Origin of the sequence: Thiomicrorhabdus sp. (assembly GCF_041583835.1) — a bacterium.
Taxonomy (GTDB): domain Bacteria; phylum Pseudomonadota; class Gammaproteobacteria; order Thiomicrospirales; family Thiomicrospiraceae; genus Thiomicrorhabdus.
The window spans coordinates 1-26,395 of record NZ_JBFHFC010000024.1 but is presented as its reverse complement, the minus strand read 5'-3'; the positions used below and the strand labels follow the sequence as shown (position 1 = coordinate 26,395).

23 protein-coding genes are annotated in these 26,395 nt (G+C 47.6%); 13 read left to right on the top strand and 10 right to left on the bottom strand.

What is annotated here, in order from left to right; all coding sequences use genetic code 11:
• Nucleotides 1-7: 7 nt before the first annotated feature.
• From pstA to pstS, 3 genes are all read right to left on the bottom strand, one after another.
• Nucleotides 8-817 carry a phosphate ABC transporter permease PstA gene (gene pstA / locus ABY044_RS10465; RefSeq protein WP_373020501.1) on the bottom strand — a complete coding sequence of 270 codons (810 nt, stop codon included), beginning with the start codon at nucleotides 815-817 and terminating at the stop codon, nucleotides 8-10.
• The gene (gene pstC, locus ABY044_RS10460; RefSeq protein ID WP_373020500.1) at nucleotides 817-1,794 is read right to left on the bottom strand and encodes a phosphate ABC transporter permease subunit PstC; all 978 of its coding nucleotides are present in this window, start codon (nucleotides 1,792-1,794) and stop codon (nucleotides 817-819) included. Before pstC ends, pstA begins: the two co-directional genes overlap by 1 nt.
• A gap of 202 nt (nucleotides 1,795-1,996) precedes the next feature.
• Nucleotides 1,997-2,989, bottom strand: a complete 993-nt coding sequence (gene pstS / locus ABY044_RS10455; RefSeq protein ID WP_373020499.1) for a phosphate ABC transporter substrate-binding protein PstS — start codon at nucleotides 2,987-2,989, stop codon at nucleotides 1,997-1,999.
• A 486-nt stretch (nucleotides 2,990-3,475) separates the two neighbouring features.
• Between pstS and ABY044_RS10450 the strand changes: the two genes are divergently transcribed.
• From ABY044_RS10450 to ABY044_RS10420, 7 genes are all read left to right on the top strand, one after another.
• Nucleotides 3,476-3,766: a co-chaperone GroES gene (locus ABY044_RS10450; RefSeq protein WP_373020498.1), complete on the top strand. Its 291-nt coding sequence runs from the start codon at nucleotides 3,476-3,478 to the stop codon at nucleotides 3,764-3,766.
• A gap of 83 nt (nucleotides 3,767-3,849) precedes the next feature.
• Nucleotides 3,850-5,481: a chaperonin GroEL gene (groL, locus tag ABY044_RS10445; RefSeq protein ID WP_373020497.1), complete on the top strand. Its 1,632-nt coding sequence runs from the start codon at nucleotides 3,850-3,852 to the stop codon at nucleotides 5,479-5,481.
• Between the two features lie 435 nt (nucleotides 5,482-5,916).
• Nucleotides 5,917-8,202 (top strand): S8 family serine peptidase, encoded by a 2,286-nt coding sequence (locus ABY044_RS10440; protein ID WP_373020495.1) that lies wholly within the window; start codon nucleotides 5,917-5,919, stop codon nucleotides 8,200-8,202.
• Between the two features lie 141 nt (nucleotides 8,203-8,343).
• A complete protein-coding gene (locus ABY044_RS10435) occupies nucleotides 8,344-9,042 on the top strand; it encodes a glutathione S-transferase (protein WP_373020493.1) in 699 nt (232 codons plus the stop codon).
• A 77-nt stretch (nucleotides 9,043-9,119) separates the two neighbouring features.
• Complete coding sequence (gene argC / locus ABY044_RS10430) at nucleotides 9,120-10,163, top strand: N-acetyl-gamma-glutamyl-phosphate reductase (protein WP_373020491.1); 1,044 nt, start codon at nucleotides 9,120-9,122, stop codon at nucleotides 10,161-10,163.
• Nucleotides 10,164-10,316: 153 nt separating this feature from the next.
• A complete protein-coding gene (gene erpA, locus ABY044_RS10425; protein WP_373020489.1) occupies nucleotides 10,317-10,658 on the top strand; it encodes an iron-sulfur cluster insertion protein ErpA in 342 nt (113 codons plus the stop codon).
• 138 nt (nucleotides 10,659-10,796) lie between these two features.
• On the top strand, nucleotides 10,797-11,969 hold the full coding sequence (locus ABY044_RS10420) for a citrate synthase (protein ID WP_373020487.1): 1,173 nt from the start codon (nucleotides 10,797-10,799) through the stop codon (nucleotides 11,967-11,969).
• Nucleotides 11,970-12,095: 126 nt separating this feature from the next.
• On the opposite strand, the gene ABY044_RS10415 is transcribed toward ABY044_RS10420, so the two are convergent.
• The 3 genes from ABY044_RS10415 to ABY044_RS10405 all read right to left on the bottom strand — a co-directional run bounded on the left by ABY044_RS10415 (nucleotide 12,096) and on the right by ABY044_RS10405 (nucleotide 14,860).
• Entirely contained in the window at nucleotides 12,096-13,220 is a 1,125-nt protein-coding gene (locus tag ABY044_RS10415) for an anhydro-N-acetylmuramic acid kinase (protein WP_373020486.1), read from the bottom strand.
• Complete coding sequence (locus ABY044_RS10410) at nucleotides 13,220-14,449, bottom strand: peptidoglycan DD-metalloendopeptidase family protein (RefSeq protein ID WP_373020485.1); 1,230 nt, start codon at nucleotides 14,447-14,449, stop codon at nucleotides 13,220-13,222. The genes ABY044_RS10415 and ABY044_RS10410 overlap by 1 nt, the downstream gene beginning before the upstream one ends.
• A gap of 147 nt (nucleotides 14,450-14,596) precedes the next feature.
• Nucleotides 14,597-14,860 (bottom strand): sulfurtransferase TusA family protein, encoded by a 264-nt coding sequence (locus tag ABY044_RS10405; protein ID WP_373020484.1) that lies wholly within the window; start codon nucleotides 14,858-14,860, stop codon nucleotides 14,597-14,599.
• A gap of 155 nt (nucleotides 14,861-15,015) precedes the next feature.
• Here ABY044_RS10405 and glyQ point away from each other — a divergent pair, with 155 nt between their 5' ends.
• From glyQ to ABY044_RS10385, 4 genes are all read left to right on the top strand, one after another.
• Nucleotides 15,016-15,936 (top strand): glycine--tRNA ligase subunit alpha, encoded by a 921-nt coding sequence (gene glyQ / locus ABY044_RS10400; RefSeq protein WP_373020483.1) that lies wholly within the window; start codon nucleotides 15,016-15,018, stop codon nucleotides 15,934-15,936.
• Nucleotides 15,936-18,014, top strand: a complete 2,079-nt coding sequence (glyS, locus tag ABY044_RS10395) for a glycine--tRNA ligase subunit beta (RefSeq protein ID WP_373020481.1) — start codon at nucleotides 15,936-15,938, stop codon at nucleotides 18,012-18,014. The genes glyQ and glyS overlap by 1 nt, the downstream gene beginning before the upstream one ends.
• A gap of 86 nt (nucleotides 18,015-18,100) precedes the next feature.
• Nucleotides 18,101-18,643 (top strand): D-glycero-beta-D-manno-heptose 1,7-bisphosphate 7-phosphatase, encoded by a 543-nt coding sequence (gmhB, locus tag ABY044_RS10390; protein ID WP_373020479.1) that lies wholly within the window; start codon nucleotides 18,101-18,103, stop codon nucleotides 18,641-18,643.
• Nucleotides 18,640-19,362, top strand: coding sequence for a lysophospholipid acyltransferase family protein (locus ABY044_RS10385; RefSeq protein ID WP_373020477.1), 723 nt, complete (start codon nucleotides 18,640-18,642; stop codon nucleotides 19,360-19,362). The genes gmhB and ABY044_RS10385 overlap by 4 nt, the downstream gene beginning before the upstream one ends.
• Before the next feature lie 89 nt (nucleotides 19,363-19,451).
• On the opposite strand, the gene ABY044_RS10380 is transcribed toward ABY044_RS10385, so the two are convergent.
• From ABY044_RS10380 to pdxH, 3 genes are all read right to left on the bottom strand, one after another.
• A complete protein-coding gene (locus ABY044_RS10380) occupies nucleotides 19,452-21,227 on the bottom strand; it encodes a methyl-accepting chemotaxis protein (RefSeq protein ID WP_373020475.1) in 1,776 nt (591 codons plus the stop codon).
• A 131-nt stretch (nucleotides 21,228-21,358) separates the two neighbouring features.
• Entirely contained in the window at nucleotides 21,359-22,042 is a 684-nt protein-coding gene (gene ung, locus ABY044_RS10375) for a uracil-DNA glycosylase (RefSeq protein ID WP_373020473.1), read from the bottom strand.
• 30 nt (nucleotides 22,043-22,072) lie between these two features.
• Nucleotides 22,073-22,729, bottom strand: coding sequence for a pyridoxamine 5'-phosphate oxidase (gene pdxH / locus ABY044_RS10370; protein ID WP_373020471.1), 657 nt, complete (start codon nucleotides 22,727-22,729; stop codon nucleotides 22,073-22,075).
• A 64-nt stretch (nucleotides 22,730-22,793) separates the two neighbouring features.
• Between pdxH and parE the strand changes: the two genes are divergently transcribed.
• Nucleotides 22,794-24,680, top strand: a complete 1,887-nt coding sequence (gene parE, locus ABY044_RS10365) for a DNA topoisomerase IV subunit B (protein WP_373020470.1) — start codon at nucleotides 22,794-22,796, stop codon at nucleotides 24,678-24,680.
• A gap of 90 nt (nucleotides 24,681-24,770) precedes the next feature.
• Here parE and ABY044_RS10360 read toward each other — a convergent pair whose 3' ends face one another.
• Nucleotides 24,771-25,667, bottom strand: a complete 897-nt coding sequence (locus ABY044_RS10360; protein ID WP_373020469.1) for a LysR family transcriptional regulator — start codon at nucleotides 25,665-25,667, stop codon at nucleotides 24,771-24,773.
• 128 nt (nucleotides 25,668-25,795) lie between these two features.
• On the opposite strand from ABY044_RS10360, the gene ABY044_RS10355 reads away from it, so the two are divergent.
• The gene (locus ABY044_RS10355; protein WP_373020467.1) at nucleotides 25,796-26,167 is read left to right on the top strand and encodes a hypothetical protein; all 372 of its coding nucleotides are present in this window, start codon (nucleotides 25,796-25,798) and stop codon (nucleotides 26,165-26,167) included.
• The last annotated feature ends 228 nt before the right edge of the window (nucleotides 26,168-26,395 follow it).

Sequence of the window (26,395 nt, the reverse complement as noted above, 5' to 3'; positions counted from 1 at the left end):
TATCTGTTTAATGATGTTTTTCACGAATGACGAAGCGGCCTAGCAGGTTCAGTAGTAGCACTGCAAAGGTCAATACCAGCGCGGCGGCCCAAGCCAGTTGCACCATCTTTTCGTCCGGCATGGTGGCCAGATTGTAGATGGACACAGTGATAGACGGGAAGGTCTCGCTCAAGTCGTGCGACCAGTAAACGCTTGAGCCGCTGGTGTAGAGCAGTGGGGCGGTCTCGCCTACCACGCGAGCGAATGCCAGAATCAAGCCGGTGACGATGCCGACTTTGGCTGCGCGTAAAATGATATGGGTGATGACATGATATTTAGGCGCGCCGATCGCAATACCGGCTTCGCGTAATTCGGTAGGAACCAAACTCAACATATCGTCGGTAGCGCGCACCACAATCGGCAGCATCATGATAAACAGGGCGAAGACACCAGCCCAGCCCGAGGTATGCCCGGTCGGAATGACAATAATGGCGTATACAAACGTACCGATTACAATCGATGGCGCTGAAATCATGACGTCGGAAAGGTCTCTGATGAACTCGGCGTATTTGGTGCCGTTGCCATATTCTTGCAAATAAATTCCCGCCATAATACCGATCGGTATGCCAAAAACGGTGGCGATTCCGGCAAGCATGAATTGGCCGACCAGCAGGTTGCGTATCCCGTTGTTGATCAGGTCGTTCGTAAAGATATATGGCGACAGCGCTTCGGTACCTTTAATGATCAATGTAGTTAAAATCCAACCGAGAAAAACCAAGCCGACCAGTGCCGCTAGCGAACATAAACCCAGAACGATTTTATTGATAAGAAGGCGCATTAGATTTTCTCCCTTCTTAAGAAGTAATGTTTTGCGGTGAAGATGATGATGAAGCTGACAGCAAACAGAATGAGCGATAAATAGAACAGCGCGGATAAACTCGTGCCGCTGGATTCAGAGAAATTGTTGGCCAGTACGACAGGGATCGAATTGGTTGGGTCTGTGATCGAGCCGGCATAGGCAAAGACGCCGCCAATCACAAAAGCCACCGCCATGGTTTCACCTAAGGCTCTACCCAGTGAGATGATAATAGAGCCGATGATTCCGGCTTTGGCGTAAGGGAAGATGATGTCTTTAATCACTTCAAACTTGGTCGCGCCAACCGCGTAGGCCGCTTCTTTTAATACGTCAGGCGTGGTGTTGATGGCGTCACGGCTTAAAGCCGCCATGAATGGGATGATCATCACGCCCAGAACCAGACCGGCAATCAGCAAAGAAACGGAATGTCCGCCGAGCAGTGAAGCGATAAAAGGTCCAAAGTAAAAAAGCCCCCACATGCCGTAAATGATGCTTGGAATCGCAGCAAGTAATTCAATGGCAATGCCAACCGGTTTGGCTACTGCAGGACCGGCAATTTCCGATAGAAATACTGCGATTCCCATCGCCAGAGGTATGGCGAACAGTAGGGCGATAATGGTCGAGAACACGGTGCCCACGATCGCTATAGCGCCGCCGTAAACTTCCTTGGTGGCCGCGATGTCCTCGTCTTCCCCCATATTGACGGCATCCTCACCTCCGACATTAATGTCTTCATCGCCGATGTTGATATCTTCGTCACCGACATTAATGCCATTGTCCAGCTCCATGTCTTCTTCCGAGGCTGTTGACGCCGCCGAATCGGGAGTCACGTTTTGTTCAGTAGAGGTTGGATTTGTTGTGGATTCAACCGGAACGTCTACAGCCCATCGAGAATCGATCATGAAATAGGTGCCGAACTCTTCAATAGCCGGTTTCGCTGCAATATAGAGGGTTACCATTGTGCCGATAAGAACGAGAAAAACCAGACTGGCACTGATTTGGGATAGCCTCGTAAAAATTTTTTCCATTGTTAGAATACTTATTTGTTGTTATGAAAAAGCCTTTAGATCAAAACGCTTATAAAAAAGTAATCGTCTGTCTTTTATAAGAGTTTTAAACCCGGCATCTAATTTCTAATAGATGCCGGGCGATAATCCTTATTTATAGGATGCCTTTAGCAGTCCAATAAGCGCGGATTTTGTCTTTTACGCTTGAAGGAAGCGGCACGTAACCTAGGTCAGATGCGGCTTTATCACCATTTTTGTATGCGTAATCAAAGAACTCAGCAGTTTGCTTGTTCATTTTTGAACCCTCAGGCAGTAGGATGAAAGTTGCTGCAACCATCGGGTATGCATTGTCTGGATAAGCGATGATTGAGTAAAAATCTTTCTTTGGATCCAAGTCGGCATGACCTGCCGCACTGACAAAGTTAGCTGGGGTCGGATCGAAATATTTGCCGCCATGACCTTGAACGCTAGCCATTTTTAGCCCGTTTTTCTTGGCATCGGCATAATCGACATAACCTATAGAGAACTTGTTGGTTTCGATGGCAGTCGCAACACCGAAGTTACCTTTGCCGGCGATATGGTTTTCCATCGGCCAGTTAACGGCTTTTTTAGCCCCGAATTTTTCATTCCATGTCTTGTTCATTTTCGACAAGTAATAAGTGAAGTTGAATGTTGTACCGGACTTGTCGGAGCGGTGAACGAAAAGGATTTTCTCGTGCGGTAAATTTGCACTTGGATTGTCTGCTTTTAACGACGCATCATCCCAGTACTTAATGTCACCCAGCACGATACCTGAAATTGATTTTTCAGATAGCTTCAGGTTATCGACACCGGGTAGGTTGTAAGAGAAAGTGATGGCTCCAACGACCGTTGGAAACATGTCTAGCCCCGCTTTTTTCAGCTCGGACGGTTTTAGTGGTTTGTCGCTACCGCCAAAGTCGACGTGGCGAGCGGAAATTTCTTTAATGCCGGTTCCGGAACCTGTCGGTGAGTAGTTAATTTTGTTGCCGGTGGCGTTGTAGTAACTTGAGATCCAGGCTTTATAAACCGGATATGGGAATGATGCGCCAGTACCTTCAATAGTTGAAGCAAACGCGGTTGTGGTCATGCTCGCTGATAAAGCGATCACAGACAATAGTTTCTTCATGTCAAACTCCTAAGAAAATTTAAAAATACATATTGAAAGCCGTCAATCGACTCCAATGCCGTACTGTGAATCTTGTGTTGCAGTGTTAAAAACTAACATTTCATATAAGGCATTTTTAATGTTGCATTTGAGTTACAAAAGTATTGAAAAAAGCTGACTAAATGTTTACAACTTATTGTTATTAAAAAAGATTATGTGATCATAAGTATGTGTTTGGTGCATTGGAAGGGGCTCATGAAAGTGTCATCTTCTTCAGCCTGTTCAGTTACAAAGTAGAAGGGGGACAAAAAATCACTAGGTACTTGAATTTGTATTTAAAGTCCTTATATAAGTTGACACCAAACATTAGTTAGCTACAATTGTTAGCACTCTAAACGAGAGAGTGCTAATTTTTTAAAAAAATTGCCGGGTATCGCAGTGGAAAGAAAAGCGTATCGGCAAATGAATTTGTACTTTTTGATATTTTTAAACTTTCAGGAGAAATCAATGAACATTAAGCCATTACATGATCGCGTTGTGATTCGTCGAGTAGAAGAGCAGCAAGAGTCTGCAGGTGGGATTTTGCTACCAGGTTCAGCCCAAGAAAAGCAAAACAAGGGTGAAGTGGTTGCAGTAGGTCCAGGTAAGGCTTCTGATTCTGGTGCTGTGGTTCCGATGACTGTTAAAGTTGGCGACAAGGTATTGTTCGGTCAATATTCCGGTCAGGAAGTCAAAGATGACAAGGGTGAGACCCTAATTGTCATGCGCGAAGACGATATCATTGCAATCATTGATTAATGCGTCTGTTCCGATGAAGTGAATCGGACGGATTTTCGGTATTTATTGAAGACAGTAATAAACAGAATTAAAAAGGAATAAAAATGGCAAAAGAAGTCAAATTCGGTATTGATGCCCGCGAAAAAATGGTTGAAGGGATTAACATCCTTGCGAACGCGGTAAAAGTTACTCTTGGGCCAAAAGGTCGTAACGTTGTTTTGGAAAAATCATTCGGTGCTCCGACTGTGACTAAGGATGGTGTTTCCGTTGCCCGTGAAATCGAACTTGAAGACAAGTTCATGAACATGGGTGCGCAGATGGTTAAAGAAGTTTCTTCGCAAACTAACGACGTAGCCGGTGACGGTACTACGACTGCGACCGTTCTTGCTCAAGCAATCGTTCGCGAAGGGATGAAGTCGGTTGCAGCGGGTATGAACCCAATGGATCTTAACCGCGGTATCCACAAAGCGGTTGAAGCCGTTGTTGAAGAGCTCAAAGCGATGGCTCAGCCATGTGAAACTTCTGCTGCAATTGCACAGGTCGGTACGATCTCTGCAAACTCCGATTCAGCGGTTGGTAAGATGATTGCCGATGCGATGGAAAAAGTAGGTAAAGAAGGTGTTATCACCGTTGAAGAAGGTTCTTCTTTAGAAGACGAATTGGTGGTTGTTGAAGGTATGGAATTCGATCGCGGATACCTATCTCCTTACTTCGTAACAAACCAAGACAAAATGGTAGCTGAATTAGACCAGCCTTTCGTTTTGTTGTATGACAAGAAAATCTCTAACATCCGTGATTTGCTACCGACCCTAGAAGCGGTTTCAAAAACAGGTCGTCCTTTATTCATCATCGCAGAAGATGTTGAAGGTGAAGCTTTGGCGACTTTGGTTATCAACAACATGCGCGGAATCGTTAAGGTTGCTGCGGTTAAGGCACCTGGTTTCGGTGAGCGTCGTAAAGCGATGTTGCAGGATATGGCGGTTCTAACCGGTGGTACGGTTATCTCTGAAGAAGTAGGCTTAAGCCTTGAAACCGTTACTTTGGATATGTTGGGTGAAACCAAGTCTGCAGTTGTCGGAAAAGACAGCACCAAGTTGATTGACGGTGCCGGTTCTAAGGATGATATCACTGGTCGTTGTGCACAAATCCGTGCTCAACTTGAAACCACGACTTCTGAATACGATAAAGAAAAACTTCAGGAGCGTTTGGCTAAGCTTGCCGGTGGTGTTGCCGTACTTAAGTTGGGTGCTGCGACCGAAATGGAAATGAAAGAGAAGAAAGACCGTGTTGACGATGCATTGCACGCAACTCGTGCAGCCGTTCAAGAAGGTATCGTTGCCGGTGGTGGTGTTGCTTTGGTTCGCGCTAAGTCTAAAGTTCAAGTTGAAGGTGATAACCACGACCAGCAGGTTGGTATCGAAATCGCACTACGTGCAATGGAAGAGCCAATGCGCCAGATCGTTGAAAACTGCGGCTTGGAAGGTTCTGTTGTTGTGAACAAGGTCATCGAAGGCGAAGGTAACTTCGGTTTTGACGCGGCACAGGAAGAGTATACCGATATGTTGGAAGCGGGAATCATCGACCCTGCTAAAGTAACTCGTTCTGCATTGCAAAACGCGGCTTCTGTTGCGGGTCTTGTCATCACGACCGGTGCTGCAATTGCGGATCTACCTGCGAAAGATGCAGGTGCCGGTGGAGACATGAGTGGCATGGGAGGTATGGGCGGAATGATGTAATTTTCGTCCGGGACGTTCAAATTTCAGCGAGTACTTCGTTGGATTTGAACTTCCAATGCTCATGGACTACTAGTCCATTGCGCATTGGTTTCAAATCCGCCTCGTCCTCATCTGAAATTTGTACCGCCCGAATCGAAAATAGGCACACTTTGCTTATATCTGAAAGCCCGCATTTGCGGGCTTTTTTGTTTTCGGTGTATTTGTATTTCAGGCCCGCTTTATAGCGGGTTTGTTGTTTTTGAAAGGTTATAAATAAAAGTATGGTTATTCGGTCTTTGAACAAATTCTTTTATAATCAAGTGGATAGTATGTTGGTTTGCTTGTTTTTGAATGCACTTGGCGTTACGCTTATAAAAGACCATTAAAAATATAAGAGATTGGTGCGGTGAATTTTCCAATCATAATTGGTCGTTGTGTTCTGAGGAGAGCGTGCTCATGTCAATTCATATCAAATCAATCATTTTATCTATCATCTTAATCGGTGTGTTCGGTTCGTCATTGGCGACGGCGGACGAAATTCGTCCGGGTACGGTTTTGTATAAACCGAAAGCCGACGCCGCTCCATCCGAATTGCGCGGATTGAATGCGCTGTTGAAGAGTCAGGGATTGCTGAAGGAGCGGGTGCTTGAAAATCTGAATCTGCATATCGCCCACTTCGATTCGGTCGGGCGCGAGAAGGCGATCGCCAAATTGATTCAGTCCACCGGTGCGGTGAAGTTTGCGGAGCCGGATTATGAAGTGCCTTTGACATTGACGCCGAACGATCCGCAATTTGAGTTGCAATGGCAACACGGAGCATTGAATACTCCTCAAGCTTGGGAGCAAACCGTAGGTGACGCGGCCGTTAAGGTTGCGGTATGTGATACGGGGGTGGATACCGATCATGAAGATCTGGCGGCCAATTTGATTTTGCCGAGTTATAACGCCCAGGACGGTTCGACCAATGTGGAGGATTTGTTTGGTCATGGTAGCGGCACGGCCGGGACTCTGGGAGCGGTTGGTAATAACAGTATTGGAGTGACCGGGGTTAACTGGCATGTGTCTGTCATGCCGGTCAGAATCAATATCAACGACGGTCTCAGTTCCGCTTATGTTTCCACTATGGCCGAATGTATTCGCTGGTCGGCGGATCATGGAGCCAGAGTGGTCAATTTAAGTTATGGCGGTATCCAGTATGCCACCATCGATGATGCGGCCCAGTATTTGCGGAACCGCAACGGCCTGTTGTTCATGGCAGCAGGTAACGACGGTGCTTTGGAAAGCAGTTTCCCGGACTACACCTCTTTTGTGGCAGTGGGCGCAACCGATCAGAATAATGTCAAAGCCGGTTTTTCCAATTATGGCGATTTTGTCGATGTGGTCGCGCCGGGGGTGAGTTTGCGTACCACCTATAAAGACAACGGTTATATCTATTACAGCGGAACCTCTTTTTCATCCCCGGCTGTAGCCGGGGTGGCTGCACTGATGATAGCGGCTAATCCTGCGATTACGGCGGATGAAATCGAAGCCGGACTGTTCTCTACGGCGACGGATTTAGGCGATCCGTTATTGTATGGGCATGGGCTGGTCAATGCGCAGGCGGCGGTGAATTACGCCTTGAGCCTGAGTCATAATTTGGCACCGGTCGCCAATTTCAGCACCTCTACCGCAACGGGCTCACTACCGTTGACGGTTCAATTCGATGCGGTCGGTTCCTATGATTCGGACGGCACGATTGTAAGCTATCAGTGGGATTTTGGTGATGGAAGCCAGGGTGTCGGCGTTCAGATTAGTCATGAATACACCCAAAGCGGGCAGTTCACTGTGGTATTGACGGTGACCGATGACGGCGGACGTACGGCAACGGCTTCCACTGTGATCGATGTGGTCAATGAGCTTCCAATCGCTCAAATAACGGCGACCCCGGTTTCGGGTGACGTGCCGTTGGCGGTCAGTTTCGATGCGTCCGGTTCCTATGATACGGACGGCAGCATTGTCGGTTACGATTGGAATTTCGGCGACGGAACCCAGGCAAGCGGTCAGAATGTACAGCACACCTATCAATCCGGCGGAAACTTCGATGCCGTGTTGACGGTGACCGATAACGGTGGGGCGCAGGCTACGGATTCGGTTGCAATCAGTGTCAACGATCCGTCTCTATTGATTGCGCCCAGCAGTTTGGCTGCTGTGGTCGATGGGGCCGATGTGACCTTGACGTGGCTGGATAATGCCGATAATGAAACCGGTTATGTGGTGGAACGGGCCGTTAAAATTCGTGGTAAATACAGTTTTGAAGCGATTGCCACTTTGGGGCAGGATGCAGTGGCATTTGTCGATACGGGCGTTCCGGTGGGAACTTATCAATATCGGGTTTATGCCTATAATTCAGCGAAGCAGGCTTACTCGGAAACGATCCTGGTGAAGGTGGAAACGACTTCTACCCAACCGCCTCCAGTGCCGGGTGCTTTGACGGCTCCGAGCAATTTGTCTGCAAGTCTGAATGGTAATCAGGTGACGTTGAGCTGGACGGACAACAGCGACAGCGAAGACGGTTTTTATATTGAGCGCGGCCTAAAAGATCGAAATAAGATACTGTATCAGCGAATCGATACGGTAGGGGTTGGCAGTACCGGGTTCACGGATACCTTGAGTGCTCCGGGAACCTATTATTATCAGGTTCAGGCTTATCGTGGCGGTGAAGTCTCCGCCTACAGTAACAGCGCTTCGGTGCGATTGCGTTAAAGTCCGGGTTTACTTATAGTATCTAGCCCGCTTAGGCGGGCTTTTTTATTTTGTACACAAGAATCGTTATCAAGGGTTTTGCTTCGTATTTAACGCTGAACAGGTTTGGTAACAGAGGTTTAAGTAATCATAAGAGGTTGAATGAACGTCCATCCAGTATTGTATTCCTATCGCCGTTGTCCTTATGCAATGCGCGCCCGTATGGGAATTTATCTTTCGGGTATCCGGGTAGAGCAGCGGGAGATTGTGTTCTGGGATAAACCTCAGTCGATGTTGGAAGCTTCTCCCAAGGGCACTGTTCCCGTGTTGGTCATGCGGGATGGTGACGTGATTGACGAGAGTCGGGATATTTTGTTGTGGGCTTTGCGGCAAAAGGCAGATTCTCGTTTGCTTCCCGAAGACGATCGTTTATTTCGACAGATGAATGCCTGGATTGATGAAAACGACGGTGAGTTCAAATCGGCATTGGATCGCTATAAGTACGCCGATCGTTTTCCTGAACATCCGCAGACTTTTTATCGTCAACAAGGTGAGGTGTTTCTGGCTAAGTTGGAGCAAACTTTATCGGCTCAGGCTTATTTGTTGGGTGAGAATTTAAGTATGGCGGACTTGGCGATTTTCCCGTTTATTAGGCAGTTCGCCAATGTGGATAAGCGGTGGTTTGCAGAATCCAATTATGTTGGATTGCGCAACTGGTTAGAGCGTCATTTGCAGCAGGATTATTTTCTGGAAGTGATGAAAAATCGTCCGGTTTGGGAAAAGGCGCATCAGCCGTTATGGGTTTTTGAGCCCGATTTAAACCGGCGTGACGAGTTTCTTATCAAGGCGCAGGCGCAATAAGAAAATCCTATTTACAGGCAATTATTTCGCTAAAATAGCGTTATTGCCAAATCATATGAATTAAGTGGAATAAAAAGATGAAAAAAGTCCAGGTAGGCATCGTTGGTGGAACAGGATATACCGGCGTTGAACTGTTAAGAATTTTAGCCAATCATGCGCACGCGGAAGTGGTGGCGATCACTTCGCGAAGTGAGTCGGGCGTTAAGGTGGCGGACATGTATCCGAACCTGCGCGGACATTATGACCTGGCTTTCAGTGAACCGACTTTGGACGTGTTAAAAGGGTGCGATGTTGTGTTTTTTGCAACCCCGCACGGTGTGGCAATGAGCATGGCGCCCGAGTTGACCGAGGCTGGTGTCAAAGTGATTGATTTGGCCGCCGATTTCCGTATCAGTGATTTACAGGTCTGGGCGAAATGGTACGGCATGGAGCATACGTGTCCGCAAATGATGGATCAGGTGGCCTATGGCATGCCGGAACTGTATCGCGATCAGATTAAGCAGGCTAGCGTGATTGCCAATCCTGGCTGTTATCCAACCAGCATTTTATTAGGGCTTATGCCGTTGCTACGCGCGGGTCTAGTCGAGTTGGACGGGATTGTCGCCGACGGAAAGTCCGGAGTGAGCGGTGCCGGAAAGGGAGCGAACGTTGCGATGTTGGGTGCCGAGATGAGCGAAAGCTTTAAGGCTTACGGCATTGCCGGGCATCGCCACTTGCCGGAAATGAAAGATAAGTTGACGGAATTGACCGGCGAAGAGGTTGATTTGACGTTTGTACCGCATCTGGTACCGATGGTTCGTGGAATGGAGTCGACCATTTATGCAACTTTGAGTGAAGATGTTTCGCAGGAAGAGTTGCAGATGCTTTATGAGAAAGCTTATGAGCATGAGTATTTCGTTGACGTGATGCCGGCAGGCAGTCTGCCTGAGACACGTATGGCGAAAGGATCCAATATGTGCCGTATCGCTGTTTACCGCCCGCAAGGCGGTAGCAAGGTAGTCGTTACTTCGGTTATCGACAACCTGGTTAAGGGGGCGGCAGGCCAGGCGGTGCAGAATATGAATATTCTGTTCGGCCTGGAAGAAAATGCCGGCTTGCAACAAGTCGCCTTGTTGCCGTAACTTCCAACTCCGTTCTTATTGCATTTTTAGCCTCATTTTTAAAATAACTGGGGCTTTTTGTTATAATGTTTTTTTATATTTAAGCCATTTCCTTTAAATTAATATGGGTATTCCCGTTATAGGAAATTGCTTTACAATTGGAGAGAACAGAGTATGTCTGAAATTCCGACTCCTTTAACCTTCACAGAAGCGGCTGCCGGTAAAGTCAGCGGGCTGATTGAAGACGAACAAAACCCGAACCTGAAGTTACGTGTTTACATTACCGGTGGCGGGTGCTCTGGTTTTTCTTACGGGTTTACTTTTGATGAAAATCAAGCGGAAGACGATACGGTCGTTGAAAAAAATGGCGTTACCTTGCTGGTCGATCCGATGAGTTTTCAATATTTAGTGGGAGCTAAAATTGATTACTTGGAAGATTTGCAGGGCGCTCGCTTTGTAATCGAGAATCCGAATGCGACCACGACTTGTGGTTGCGGTTCTTCTTTTAGCGTTTAATTTGTAAGCGTTTGTCACTTGGAAAGTTTTTCAGGGCTGACAAACGTTTTTGCAGACGTTTTCGTTTTTCAAGCAGTTTATGATTGTTGCGACAATCGATTTTACGAAAAATAGCGCATTAAATTTTCAGGAAAGATTATGCAATATATTCCAGGATTAGCAGGAGTTCCGGCAACGGAGTCCAAGATTTCATACATTGATGGCCAGAAGGGGATTTTGACCTATCGTGGTTACGATATTATGGAGTTGGCGGAGAAGTCTTCATTTGAAGAGACCACTTTGCTTCTGCTGTTCGGGGAGTTGCCTACCGAGGAAGAACTGGCTAAGTTCGACGCGGAGTTGCGTAAGAACCGTCGGGTGAAATACAACATTCGCGAAATCATGAAGAATTTGCCGCCAACGACACATCCGATGCACATGCTACAGGTGGTGGTTGCGAGTCTGGCAAGTTTCTACCCGAGTACCGAGTATATGAAAGGCGGTACCGAGAATCAGGATTACATCAACGACGTAACCGTTAAAATCATTGCTCACATGGCGACGTTGGTTGCCAGTTGGGAGCATATGCGCAACGGCTACGATCCGATCGAACCTCGCAAAGACTTAACCTACGCAGAGAACTTTTTGTACATGGTGACCGGAGAAGAGCCGGATCCGGATTGGGCGAGATTGTTGGATGCCTGTTTGATTCTGCATGCGGAACACACCATCAATGCTTCGACGTTCACGACAATGGTAACCGGTTCGACTTTAGCCAACCCTTGTTCGGTTATCTCTTCGGCGATTGCTTCTTTGTCCGGGCCTTTGCATGGCGGCGCCAATCAGAAAGTCATCGAAATGTTGGAAGAGATCGGTACCCCTGAAAATGCGCGCCCCTATATCGAAGAGCGTTTGGCCAAGAAAAAAGTAATCTGGGGAATGGGGCATCGCGAGTATAAGACTAAAGATCCGCGAGCGACGATCCTTCAGAAGCTGTCTACTGACATGTTGCAAAAGAAATCGGGTGCAGGAGAGTTAAGTATTGCATTTGAAACGGCGATGGAAGTCGAGAAAGTGTGTGAAGAACTTTTGAGTCATAAAGGGGTTTACCCTAACGTCGATTTCTATTCGGGTATCTTGTATAAAGAGATGGGCTTTGATGCCGGTTTGTTCACTCCGATTTTTGCAGTGGCGCGTTCGGCCGGTTGGATGGCGCATTGGCGCGAGCAGTTGCAGAATAATAAGATTTTCCGTCCGACTCAAATCTACACTGGAGCGGGCACGTCTTGTTATTTACCGGTAGAGCAGCGCGGACATAGCGACGAAGAATAAAATTGCATTTGAAACTGTGCGCTAAATATTGCGCTAAGTAAATGGCAAATATCTAAAACCCGGAATGAGCATTGTGCTGATTCCGGGTTTTGTTTTTTAGGAACAATCGTATTCGGTTTTTTAGCCTCAGGTCGCCGACCAGAGGCCACCCAAAACAACATCACGTTCAGAACCGGTAATTCGTTTTAATGAGATCGGGATGCCGTATAGACGTTGGTGTGCGAGCCAGGCGCACATCATCGCCTCAATTGCATTTGGATTTATATCCAACTCTAGACTGCTGGAGACCTTAAAGTCCGGTAGACGTGCTTGAATGCGTCGAATCAACTCTTGGTTAAAAGCCCCGCCGCCTACTATACAGATATCGCATGGGGAAACATTCAACAATTGGATTCCTAACTCGATACTGGCCGCTGTAAATTCGCACAGCGTCGCCAATAGATCGGCGGGATCCAGCGACTGTCCGAAGTTTTGCAATTGCCGTTCAAGCCAGTCACGGTTAAACGTCTCACGTCCGGTGCTTTTGGGGAACGCTTGGTGAAGGTAAGGGTGTTTAAGGAGTTGATTAAGAAACTCCTGGTTGACCTGTCCCGATGCGGCGATCGTACCGTTGGAGTCGTAATTACATGCGAAATGTAATTGGCAGATTTCATCCATCAGTCCGTTGCCCGGACCTGTATCGAAACCGAATGTTTGGTTTTGTTCAAAATCCAGGAAGCTAATATTGGCAATGCCGCCGATATTGATGACGCAAGCCTGCTTTTGTACGGCAAATAATTTTTGGTGGAAGGCGGGCGCGAGTGGTGCTCCTTGGCCGCCGACGGCGAGATCGTCGATTCTGAAGTCCGCTGCGGTATCGATCCCGGTTTGTTTGGCAATAAAAGCCGGGTGACCGATTTGCAGGCTCATGGGGGTTTGCGGCGAGTGAAAAATGGTCTGGCCGTGACTGCCGATCGCTCTGATCTCATCCGGTTTAAGCTGATTGTGTTGCAATAATGTTTGGGTGGCGATTATGAACTGCTGTGCGACTTGATATTCGAGATCGCATAGTGTTTGTAAGCTGATTTCCGGCTTGAGGTTTAACCCTGTCAATCGGGATTTAAGTTGATCGGGCAGAGGGTGCTCGATAAAGTCGACTAGTTGGATGTTGTCGGCATCCATTTTCACCAATGCAGCATCGACGCCGTCGACGCTGGTTCCGGACATGAGGCCAATAAATAACTCGGGCTTATGCACGGCAGCTTTAGGCACTATTCAAAACTCGCCATTCTAAGTTTGGGTGAAAAACGTTCAAGTTGGCTGAGCATAAGATGGCTGTTTTTCTTGAAGTTCGCAGCGTATTTTTTATCCACCGGTTTGGCTGCCGGAAATTTCATTTTTAACGGATCTTGGTGCTTGCCGTTAATGCGGAATTCATAGTGTAGGTGAGGGCCTGTCGCCAGTCCGGTTTTTCCGATGTAGCCGATAATATCGCCCTGCTTGACCCAGCTGCCTTTTTTGAATTTTCCGAATTTGGACATGTGGCCGTAAAGCGTCATGTACTTGCCGGCATGTTGAACCTTGATGTAGTTTCCATAGCCGCGTCCCCAGCCTCTAAACACGATCTTGCCGTTGCCCGTGACATGAATGGGCGTGCCGATAGGTCCGCCGTAATCGACACCTCGATGGGCTCGCCATTTCTGCAGAACCGGATGGAAGCGCTTAGGCTGGAAAGTGGAGGTGATGCGAACGTAATCAACCGGGTTGCGTAAGAACGCCTTTTTGAGGTTTTTGCCGTCTTCGTTGTAGTAGCCGATGATCTTGTCACCATCTTTAAGCAAGAAAGCGTTATGGGTTTCGTGTTGATTGTTGGTCGTTACTTGAGCGGCAATGATGTCGCCGTCGCCAATGTATTCGTTATTGAGATACCTGGCTTCGTAGATGACTTTAAAGGTGTCGCCCGGACGAAGTTCGCGAATGAAGTCGATGTCCCAGGCGAAGATATCGGCCAGATTCATAATGCTTTTAGCACTCAAACCGGCATTTTTACCGTCGAGATAAAACGAATTGCTGATGGTGCCTGTCGCTACTTCGGTGCGTACGTCGACGTGCTCTTCAATTTTTTCTATCTGGTACTGATCGCCTTTTTTATGTAATTCATAACGTAACGTCTTGGATTTCGGATAGAGGATTTTCTGGAGGTTGTCGTGTTTATCGACCCAGATAGTCAACGTATCCCCTGCTCGAAGGTTGGTAAGAAGTTTACTGTCTTCGAGTTGCCCGATTTGATAGGTGATTGATGCCGGAATGTTAACGCTGGCTAAAGCGCCGCCTAAAGAACCGTTTTTAGGGATTTTAACGACGTGCTTTTTCCACTCTTGCTCCGAAAAAGATTGAACGCCTTGAATGTCGACGTTTTCGTTTTTGTCATTAAGGGGAGGTAATGGTAAGGTGGTTCGTTCAAACGGTAAGTTGGCTGTGGAGCTATGGGGTGAAAGCATGGATAGCGCGAAAAGAGAGACGGATAAGAAGGTTAGCCAAGAAAATTTAGAATGGACGATCTTTCTTTTCATGGTGACTATGAGTTCTCTTTTTTGAGCGATTCGTCCAATTTGGACGCTATAAGCATTGGTTTAGAGTTCATCCGATTATACCTGATTTCTGCCGACAACGCGAAGCGTGATTTTTAGCCCGTAATCGGTCGATTCGCAGGCTATGATTTCATGTTTGTTGACCTTTGCCCAGCTACCGATGTCCTTTTCCGCACCCAGATCGGTGCACTCGATTTCCACCAAATCGTCGGGCTCGCTTTTGCGGACTTGTTGTTGCAGCTTGATCACCGGCATAGGGCATTTCAGGCCTTTGGCATCAACTTGGTGAACGTGAGAGTTCTGATCGGTATTTACATTCATGGCGGTAGAATAATTTGTTTTGGATAAAACTTGAGATAGAGCGTCTCAACAGTCCTAAAGTCTCAATAAAATACGTTATAATTAGCGGATTTTACACGCTTTAACAGAATTTTACAGGCATCTGCCTTATTTTTAAGTTTTAAGAGGTTTTGATTGTGTCTTCACAAGCAGCAACGGATATTCGCACCTTCCAAGGATTGATTCAAACCCTGCAGGCGTTTTGGGCCGAGCAGGGCTGCGTCATTATGCAACCTTACGATAACGAAATGGGGGCGGGAACATTCCATCCGGCTACCTTTTTAAGATCGATTGGACCTGAGCCATGGCGTGCGGCTTATGTACAGCCATGTCGTCGTCCGACGGACGGCCGTTACGGCGAAAACCCGAACCGTTTGCAGCACTATTACCAGTTTCAGGTAATGTTGAAGCCGTCTCCCGACAATATTCAGGAGTTGTATCTGGATTCGTTGCGCATGTTGGGAATCGATCCTCTGGAACACGATATCCGTTTTGTCGAGGACAACTGGGAGTCGCCGACATTGGGTGCTTGGGGACTAGGTTGGGAAGTTTGGTTGAACGGGATGGAAGTGACCCAGTTCACCTATTTCCAACAGGTGGGCGGTTTGGAATGTCGTCCGGTCACCGGTGAGATTACCTACGGTCTTGAGCGAATCGCCATGTACCTTCAGGGTGTAAACAGTGTGTATGACCTGACTTGGGTTGAGGGACCCGCCGGTAAGGTGACTTACGGCGATGTCTTCCATCAAAACGAAGTGGAAATGTCGACTTATAACTTTGAAAAAGCCGATACCGACAAGCTGTTCCGTGTATTCGACGAGTGTGAAGAAGTCTTTGCCAAACTGGTTGAAGACAAGTTGCCGTTGCCGGCTTACGAGCAGGTATTGAAAGCGTCTCATGCTTTTAACTTGTTGGATGCCCGTCACGCTATCTCTGTCACCGAACGTGCGCGTTTTATCGGTCGAGTGCGTGCTATGGCGCGACAGATTGCCGAAGCTTATTACGAAGGTCGTGAAGCGCTTGGATTCCCGTTAGTCAAAAGTCAGGAGGAAAAATAATGACTGGTTTAAAACAAACTGAAGATTTTTTAGTTGAAATCGGTACAGAAGAACTACCTCCTAAAGCATTAAAGAAATTAAGTTCGGCATTTGCCGACGGAATCTTGGCCGGCTTGGCGGAAGCGGACTTAGAACACGGAAAAGTTCAAGTTTACGCAGCGCCTCGACGTTTGGCGGTGATGATTGAAAGTTTGCAAACCGTGCAGGCGGATAAGACGGTCGAGCGTAAAGGTCCGGCTAAAAAAGCGGCGTTTGATGCCGACGGTAATCCGACCAAAGCATTGGAAGGCTTTGCTCGTGGTTGTGGAATAACCGTTGACCAGTTGATCGAAATCGACACCGATAAAGGGGTGTGGATGGCTTACAACCTGGAACAAAAAGGTCAACCAGCGACCGAATTGTTAGCCGATATCGTTAATCAGTCGTTAGCGAAATTGCCGATTCCTAAGCGTATGCGTTGGGGAAGTTCGGATGTTGAATTCGTGCGTCCGGTGCATTGGGCGTTGATGTTGTTGGGCGAACAAGTTGTTCCGGCGACAATTTTGGGTCATGAAACCTCCAATACTACACGCGGTCACCGTTTCCATGCGCCACAGGAAATCAGTATTTCCAAACCTTCTGAATATAAGCAGAAGTTAGCTGAACAGGGATACGTGTTAGCGGACTTCAATGAGCGCTCGGAGCGTATTCGCAAGCAGGTTGAAGACGTCGCGCAACAGGCCGGCGGCACTGCACAGATCGATGAAGACTTATTGGAAGAAGTCACGGCGTTGAATGAATGGCCGGTTGCGATCGTCGGTGATTTTGACGAGTCGTTTTTGGCGGTTCCTGCAGAAGCGCTGGTTTCAGCGATGGCGGGGCACCAGAAGTATTTCCATATGCTGGACGCCGACGGTAAGTTGATGGCGAAGTTCATCACCATCAGTAACATCGAAAGCTCTAACCCTGAATCGGTTAAGTTCGGTAACGAACGCGTGATTCGTCCGCGACTTTCGGATGCCAAGTTCTTCTGGGATCAGGATCGCAAGCAGCCGTTGGACGATTTCCTGCCGCGTTTGAAAACCGTGATATTCCAGCAGAAGTTGGGAACCTTGTTCGACAAGGTAGAACGTCTTGAAACCCTGACGGTTAAGGTTGGTAAGCCTTTAGGCGTGTCGGTGGAAACCGCCGAGCGCGCCGCACGTCTTTCCAAGTGTGACTTGATGTCGGAAATGGTCGGTGAGTTCCCTGAGTTGCAAGGTGTGATGGGGCGTTATTATGCGCAACAGCAGAATGAATCTGCTGATGTGGCGGATTCAATCGATGCGCAATATCAGCCGCGATTTGCCGGTGACGATTTGCCGTCAACCGCTTTGGCACAGGCTTTGGCGATTGCCGATAAGTTAGACACCATCACCGGTATTTACGGAATCGGGCAAGTACCGACGGGTGACAAGGATCCATTCGCCTTGCGTCGTGCCGCTTTGGGGCTGTTGCGTATCATGATCGAAAAAGACGTGGATCTGGATCTGCGTTTGTTGATCCAGTACGCTTTAGAGCTGCATGAGCAAGTCAATGCCGACGATCAGTTAGTCGATGAAATCTACGATTTCGTTATCGGGCGTTTGCGTGCCTATTATGCCGATCAAGGCGTCAGTGCGGAACAGTTTGAAGCCGTACGCGTTTGCCGTCCTGCACATCCGGTCGACTTTGCTAAACGTATTCAGGCGGTGCAGAAGTTCAGTGAAATGGATGCAGCCGAAAGTTTGAGTGCCGCAAACAAGCGTATTAATAACCTGTTGAAGAAAGTCGAAGGTGCGATTCCCGAGACCGTTAATGAAGATTTGTTGGCGGAAGCGGCAGAACAAGCCTTGTGGAAAGAGTTGGAAGCCTTGCGTGAGTTGGTGAGCGATCAATTGGCCGGACGTGATTATGCGGCGGCGATCGAGACGATGTCTACGATCCGCGGCAGTGTCGACCAGTTCTTCGATGAGGTTATGGTTATGGCGGAAGACGACAGCATTCGTTTGAACCGTCTGGCATTGCTGAATCAGATCTATCAATTGTTCCTTGAAGTGGCTGATATTTCACGTCTGTGATTCGTTAAGCCCAAGGCCGTAATTAAATATGGTTTGATTCAGAATTCCCGCTTCGGCGGGAATTTGTATTTTACGAGAGTAAATTTATGCAGAAAAAGATCATCGTCTTGGATCGTGACGGCGTCATCAATGAAGATTCCGACGCCTTTATCAAATCTCCTGACGAGTGGCATCCGGTGCCGGGGAGTCTAGAAGCGATCGTACGTTTGAAGCGGGCAGGCTGGTTGGTTGCGGTGGCTACCAATCAATCGGGTATCCGCAGAGGGTATTACGATCGCGCAACCTTGAGCGCCATGCACCAGAAGCTTCAAAGCCTGTTGATGGCGCAAGGGGCGAATGTGGACTGGATCAATTTTTCGCCTTATGTCGGAGACGATAATACGCCGTGCCGCAAACCTTCGACGGGCATGCTGCAGGCGATTGAAAACCGTTTTGGCGTGTCTTTGCAAGGCTGTCCGATGGTCGGTGACACCTTGGCGGATATGAAGGTGGCACAGGCGAAAAAAATGCAACCTTATCTGGTGCGTAGCGGTAAGGGCGAGCGCACTTTGGCGACGCAAGACCCAGTTCTTGAAGGTATTCCGGTGTATGACAATTTATTGGCCGTTGTGGAGGCGATATTAAAATGAAGTTGATTTGGTTTATTCGTTCGGTGCTGTTTGCAATCGGACAGACGTTGTCCATGATCCTATTTTCGGTATTGGGTCAGCTTACCCGTCCGTTTTCTTTTAAGACACGTTATGCGTTTATGCATCATTGGGCGCGTTTTTGTTTGATCTGGCTGAAATGGACCTGTGGCGTCCGTTACAAAGTCTATGGTATGGAAAATGTGGATGAAGAGCAGGCCGGGTTGATTCTGTCGCGTCATGAATCGGCATGGGAAACCCTGGCGTTTCAGGAAATTTTTCCGCGCCAGGCCTATGTGTTGAAGCGTGAATTGTTGAAGATTCCGTTCTTCGGCTGGGGGATGAAACTATTGCATCCTATTGCGATCGATCGCGCTGCGGGGCGCAAGGCTCTGAATCAGTTGTTGTCGGAAGGACAAGCTCGATTGAAGCAGGGGGATTGGGTCGTGTTGTTTCCGGAAGGGACGCGCATGCCTCCGGGAGAGCTGGGTAAAATCAATGTCGGTGGCGCTATGCTGGCAAAGAAAACCCAATCTCCGATTTATCTGGTGGCCCATAATGCCGGTAGTTTCTGGCCAAAAAACAGTTTTATCAAAAAGCCGGGGTTGATTGAGATGCACATCAGTCCTCCTTTGGATGTATCGGAACTGAGTGTGGCCGAAATCAATCAGGCTATTGAAGATTGGTATACCCGTTATCTGGACAAGCCAGGCAGTCAGTAACGATCATTGATCGGATTGGGCGGCATGCATAATGGTCAGGCTCGTTCGCAAGAACGGGCCTGATTTGTTTCGGCGTCAGGAAACGTGATTCATCCTCGATTAGGCAGACAGATCGAACTGTCGACGGTGAACAACAAGACTTCTTCAGTCAGCTGCTTGGCCTGCTGCACCAGTTTGTAGGAATGGTTGGAAGTCTCTTCCACCATGCTTGAATTCTGTTGTATGCCGATGTCTAATTCGCTGATGGCTTGATTCACTTGTTGGATTCCTAAGGCCTGTTCTTGCGTGCTGGCGGTGATATCGATCACGATGTCATTGACCATTTGTATGCCCTGGTTGATTCGATCGAATGCTTCGCTGCTTTGATTGAGTTGATCGGCACCTTCATTGACCTGTTGCACGACATCGTCAATCAATCCTCGAATTTCCTTGGACGCATCGGCGGATTTTTGTGCCAACGTACGGACTTCACCGGCGACTACGGCAAACCCTCTACCTTGTTCGCCCGCACGAGCCGCTTCGACAGCCGCGTTCAAAGCCAATAGGTTTGTTTGAAAAGCAATGCTGTCGATTAAGCCGATAATGTCGCTGATACGAAGGCTGGAATCTTGAATTTGTTGCATCGATTCAACCGAAGAAGTCATAACCTGTCGGCCTTCATCCGCCAATTTACGTGTCTCTTGCGTCAGCTGGCTGGCACGTTTGGCATTGTCGGCGGTTTGGCTGACGGCAGAAGTCATTTGTTCCATAGTGGTAGCCGTCTGTTCTACAGAGGCAGCTTGTTGTTGCGTACGTTGCGCCAATTCTTGGTTGCTTTCAGAGATCAATCCAACATCCGCATTCACCATGTTGGAGGTTTCGGTTACCATTTGAAGAGTTGAATTGAGCTGTAGAGTGGTGTTGTTGAGTTGTTGTTTGACCATTTCCATTTCGCCGGAAAAGGACTGTTCTATTTGGTAGGTCAAGTTCCGATCAGACATCGACTGGATTGAGGAATTGATCGCATTCAGTCCATTTTCCAGTGTGTCTAAAGCGTTGTTGATGTATGACTTGAGTTCGTTTAAACGCCCTTTGGCTTCAATGTTGACGCGTTGTTTGAGTTCGCAGTGCGAAACTCGCTGCATGATCTGGTTTATATTGTCGATGATTTGATCCATCGAAATCATGGCGTGATCCACTTTCTGTTTGAGTTCGCCTTGAACCGAGTTGTCCATGCGTGCCGTGAAATCCCCTTGAGAAATGGCGTCAGCTACCGATTCCAATGAGTGCATGGTTCTCGCCACGCTTTTAATCGAGGCGTTAACGTTGTTTTTGAATTGAAGAAGATCCCCGCCGACTTCAACCTCGATGGTTTGATCGAATTCACCGTTGGCTACCTTATCCAGATGATAGTTGGTTTCATTGAAAACCGATTTTAGGTTTTGAGTCAGTTGATTGAAGCTGTGTTGAACCTGTCCGACTTCATCTTCGAATTTGACCGTCAGCAATTTCGAAAAATCATTACTATCCGTGATTTCGGTGATACCTTTCTGCATCTGGCTCAGGGGGCGGGCAATTTTTACAATTAATGTCGCGTACATCAAAATGATAAAGGCAATGACGGCAATCAACACCGCAGCAATGAAATAAGTCGTAATCTGATTGACTTCAACGATGCTGTCTTCGAGTTGAGCCGCTTGCTGTTGGGCGGCTTCCGGAGTCGGGGAGGTTTTATACTGTTGCCAATGTTCATGGATGGTTTGAGTGTCGGATTTGATCAGGGAGAAGGCGGTGGTGAAGAAAACCCCTGCCATGATCATCATTCCCAATAGTAGGGCGCTTAGGGTGGAAATTTTGGTACGGCTCCATAAACTCGGTTTTTTCACGGTTTCCTCGCGGCATCAGTTTATTATTATGTGGTTATGAAGAATAGCACGTGATTGTCGGTATCCCTACCTGAATTTTTACATGGAGTAATAAGCGTATTTAATAGGTGGTTATGTTAGGAGGAAGTGCTTTACAATTGCCAGTTGATCGGCGACAGGCCATGCGATTGCAGGTAGGCGTTGGTTTGCGAAAACGGGCGGCTGCCAAAGAAACCCCGGTAGGCAGACAGCGGAGAAGGATGGGCGCTTTCCAGAACCAGATGTTTGCTTCGATCGATGAAACGCCCCTTTTTCTGGGCGTAGCTACCCCATAATATGAATACGCAATGTTGTTTTTCATCATTAACGGATTGGACGATGGCGTCGGTAAACGCTTCCCACCCGCGATTTTGATGAGAGTTGCTCTTATAAGCTTCAACCGTCAGTACGGCATTTAATAATAATACGCCCTGTTCCGCCCAGGGTTGAAGATAGCCGGTATGCTGGTTGTCAACGCCCAGATCGCTAAGCAACTCTTTATTGATGTTCAATAAGGATTTAGGTAGTGGACTCACTTCCGGTTGTACCGAAAAACATAATCCGTGAGCATGGCCGGGAGTCGGGTAGGGATCTTGTCCTAAAATAACCACTTTGGTTTCTTCGAACGAAGTGCTGTTCAATGCATTGAACCAAAGTGCTTTGGGAGGCAATATGTGTTTTCTGGCCGCTTGTTCTTCGGCGAGAAAACCTTCAAGTTGTTGCATGTACGGTTTTTCGAACTCCGTACCGACTTTATCAACCCAGCTGCGAGAGAGTTTGCCTAGGATATCTTGCATAATTTATGATGTATCCGATTCGAATTTTGATTAGGGAGAAAGGCGGTCGATTGACCAAGTCTGCTCATTTCCGTTATGGTCTTTCGAGTAACGAAAGCGATCATGTAACCGGTTGGGGCGTCCTTGCCAGAATTCGAAAGCTTGCGGTTGAATTAAGTAGCCGCCCCAATGTTCGGGATGCGGAACTTCCTGTTGATCGAATTGCTCTTTAGCCGTTTGCATGCTGTCTTCCAACGCTTGGCGGTTCGCTACGACCTGGCTCTGTTTGGAGATAAACGCGGCCAACTGGCTGTCGCGAGGTCGGCTGTGGAAATAATCGGCCGATTGCTGCGCGGAAATTTTTTTGATTTGGCCTTCGATTCGAATCTGACGATCCATTTCCGGCCAGAAAAACAGCAGTGCGACTTTGTCGTTGCTTGAGATTTGATGACCCTTGGCACTGTCGTAATGGGTATAGAATACAAAGCCGTTTTGATCGAATGCCTTCAATAGAACGACGCGACTATGGGGTTGTCCTTGGTCGTCCACCGTGGAAACGGACATGGCGGTCGGATCGCAGATTTTCTGTTCGATTGCAGCTTCCATCCAATGTGAGAATTGTTCGAATGGGTTGCTTTTGAGCGAATCGCGATTAAGTTGCGCAAACTGGTAGTCGCGGCGTTCTTGATGGTAGTCTCGATTTGGCATGGTTCTATGATATGATTCTGAAATTAATGAAATTTACACCATTTTATCACTAGGAGTCTTCTCTGTGAGTGGAAACTACAACTCGGCTGAAATTGAAGTATTAACCGGTTTGGATCCAGTGCGTAAGCGCCCTGGAATGTATACGGATACCACACGACCAAACCACTTGGCTCAGGAAGTAATCGACAACAGTGTGGATGAGGCGATTGCTGGGTTTGCAGACGAAATCACCGTCACACATTATGCTGACGGTTCCATGAGTGTGTTGGATAACGGTCGAGGAATGCCGGTTGATATCCACCCGGAAGAAGGCGTGCCCGGAGTCGAAGTTATCATGACCCGTTTGCATGCGGGCGGTAAATTCTCCAACAAGGCTTATAAGTTCTCCGGTGGTTTGCACGGGGTCGGGATTTCGGTGGTTAACGCGTTATCGAAGAAGGTGGAAATTCAAATTCGCCGCGACGGCCAGCTGCATCAAATTACTTTCGAGAACGGCGAAGTTTCCAAGCCGCTTGAGGTGGTCGGCAAAGTCGGTAAGAAAAACACCGGGACATTTGTACATTTCTGGCCGGACGGCAAATTTTTCGATTCCGCCAAATATGCTTTGGGTAAATTAAAGCATTTATTGAGAGCCAAGGCGGTATTAAGCCCCGGATTGAAAGTTACGTTTATAGACGAAACCAATAACGAAACCGATGTTTGGCATTTCGAGAACGGTTTGCAGGATTACCTGAACGAAGCTCTGGATGGTTTGGAACGTTTGCCGGAAGAAGGTTTTGTCGGCGAAAGCCAAACCGATTACGAGGGGGTTTCATGGGCGATTGCCTGGTTGGTCGAGCCGAGCGAAACTCTGTTGGAGAGTTACGTTAACTTGATTCCGACACCGCAAGGTGGGACGCATGTCAACGGCTTGCGAGCGGGGGCGACTGATGCCGTACGAGAGTTTTGCGAGTTCCGTAATTTGATTCCGCGAGGGGTCAAAATTACTCCGGAAGATGTTTGGCAGAATGTCGCTTTCGTATTGTCCGCAAAGGTACATGAACCGCAGTTTGCTGGTCAGACCAAAGAAAGATTGTCGTCGCGCGAGTGCGTGCCTTTCATCTCCGGTGTGGTTAAAGATGCGCTTAGCTTGTGGTTGAATCAACATACCGAAGTGGCCGAGAAGATTGCCGACCTGGTGATTCAAAATGCCAGCAACCGTAGTCGTAAGGCTAAAAAAATCACGCGTAAGAAAATCACTTCCGGTCCGGCGTTGCCGGGTAAATTGGCGGATTGTACCGAGAGCGATTTAACCCTGACAGAACTGTTTTTGGTGGAAGGGGATTCTGCCGGCGGTTCGGCTAAACAGGCTCGCGATAAGAATTATCAGGCGATCATGCCGTTACGCGGAAAAATCCTTAATACCTGGGAGGTTGAGTCCGGTCAGGTATTAGCCTCCCAGGAGATTCACGATATCAGTGTCGCCATCGGTGTCGATCCGGGATCGGAAGATTTGAGCAGTCTGCGTTACGGTAAGGTCTGTATTCTTGCCGATGCCGATTCCGACGGGGCGCACATCGCTACTCTGATCTGCGCTTTGTTCGTTCGCCATTTTCCGAAGCTGGTAGAGCAAGGGCACGTCTATATCGCCATGCCGCCGCTGTATCGTATCGATGTCGGCAAAAGGGTGTTTTATGCGTTGGACGAACACGAACGCCAAGGAACCATCGATCGTATCGAAGCGGATAAATTACCGGGCAAAATTCAAGTGACTCGATTCAAAGGTTTGGGTGAAATGAACCCGAAACAGTTACGCGAGACCACTATGATGCCGGAGACTCGCCGTTTGATTCAGTTGCAGCTGGATCCGATGGAGCGCGAAAATGAAATGATGGATATGCTTTTGAACAAGAAACGTTCGGCCGATCGCAAAGTTTGGCTGGAAGACAAAGGCGATTTGGCGGAAGTTTAAGTCAATTGTTAACAGAACGGAAAAAACTAAAACTTAGAAGCATTCTTATACTGAACACTTTACAAATTATTTTTTAGAATGTTCACTTGCTTATTCGCCTAAAGAGTTACGTAACGAGGTGGCCAGCCAGTCAACCATGGCTCGTACCCTTGTTGATAGTAGACGAGCATGTGGATAGACTAAGCTTAATGGCAATGCCTGTGGTTCGAAATCGGATAGGACCTTCACAAGCCGCCCATCTTTCTCATAGGGCGCAGTCTGATAACAGAGAAATCTACCAAAACCCGCACCCGACATACAGGCATGCAACGATGCGCCCGCCTGGTTGCAATTCAATATACTGTTGATAGGGATTCGATGCCGTTGGTCTGCTTGAAAAAATTCCCACTCAAGGCTACTCGACATTCCAGTGAACTGTATGCAGGGCAAATCCGACAACTCTCTTGGACTTTTCGGTATGCCGGTCTGTTCAAGTAAAGTCGGACTTGCACAAACAACTTGTCGAACAGAACTGATTGGTTTTGCGATCAAGTTTGAATCAGGCAAGTGTGCAATACGTACGGCGATATCCACCCCCTCATCCAAAAGATCAACTAGGCGATCATGCAACAGCAAATTAACCTGTGTGTTCGGATAACGTTTTAAGAATGCAGACACCGCTGGGGCGACATGTATCTCGCCGAAGCGTTCGGGCGCAGTTATGGTAATCACACCCTGAGGCTCTGACTGATGTTGCCCCAGAGATCTTTCCGCTTCCTCAACATCCGCCAGGATTCTCCGACACTGCTTAAGATATAACCTGCCTTCTTCCGTTAATGCTATACGACGTGTCGTTCGATTAAATAAGCGCACCTGTAACGAGTCTTCCAAAGAAGCAAGCACTCTTACTACTGACGGTAAGGATTTGTCCATGGCTTCTGCAGCCCCTGTAAGACTCCCATGATCCGCTATTTGTACGAAAATACTCATTGCTTGAAGTTTGTCCATGGTTACTAATTACTCCATTTTTTGCAATAGTTTATTAATAAATTCGATATTTATTCATCTTAAATAAATAACCATACTAATTCTCTGACGGGCGGACCGTCAATTTAAACTTATCAATGGAGTAAATCATGAAAACAGCAATCCTCATTCATTCCGATCCACAAGCTGGTGAAGAAGCACTTGGACGTGTCTTTAACGGACTGGCAGTCGCATATGATCTCAAGCAGAAAAGCGAAAATGTGCAGGTAATGTTCCTTGGTACTGGCACACGCTGGATTAACGAGTTGAACAAACCAGAACATCCTGTCCATGGACTGTTTGAACTCGTCAAGGATAAAGTAGCCGGCGCTTCGCAGGGCTGTTCCGTTGTGTTTGGAACAGTTGATGAAGTGAAAGCATCCGATATCAACTTTCTCAACGACAACTTGATACCAGGAACAGAGGGACTTCCCAGTGTTGCCAAGTTGATGGCCGAAGGTTTCACCATTTTGGTGTACTGACCGCTATTGGTAATAGATCGTGTGTCTTTTGTGATCCGATACGGTATAAGGTTTTGATCGAATAAGAGATACAACAATAGAGCAAGTGGTGTCAAAAGAGAATTCGACTGGCACCAAATTGCTGCTATATCGATATTTAAATAATCTAACAGGGGTTCATACCTCCGAACCCCTTACACGAGTACCAGTTACAATGAATAATGATCCTATATTTCACGAAGGTGAACT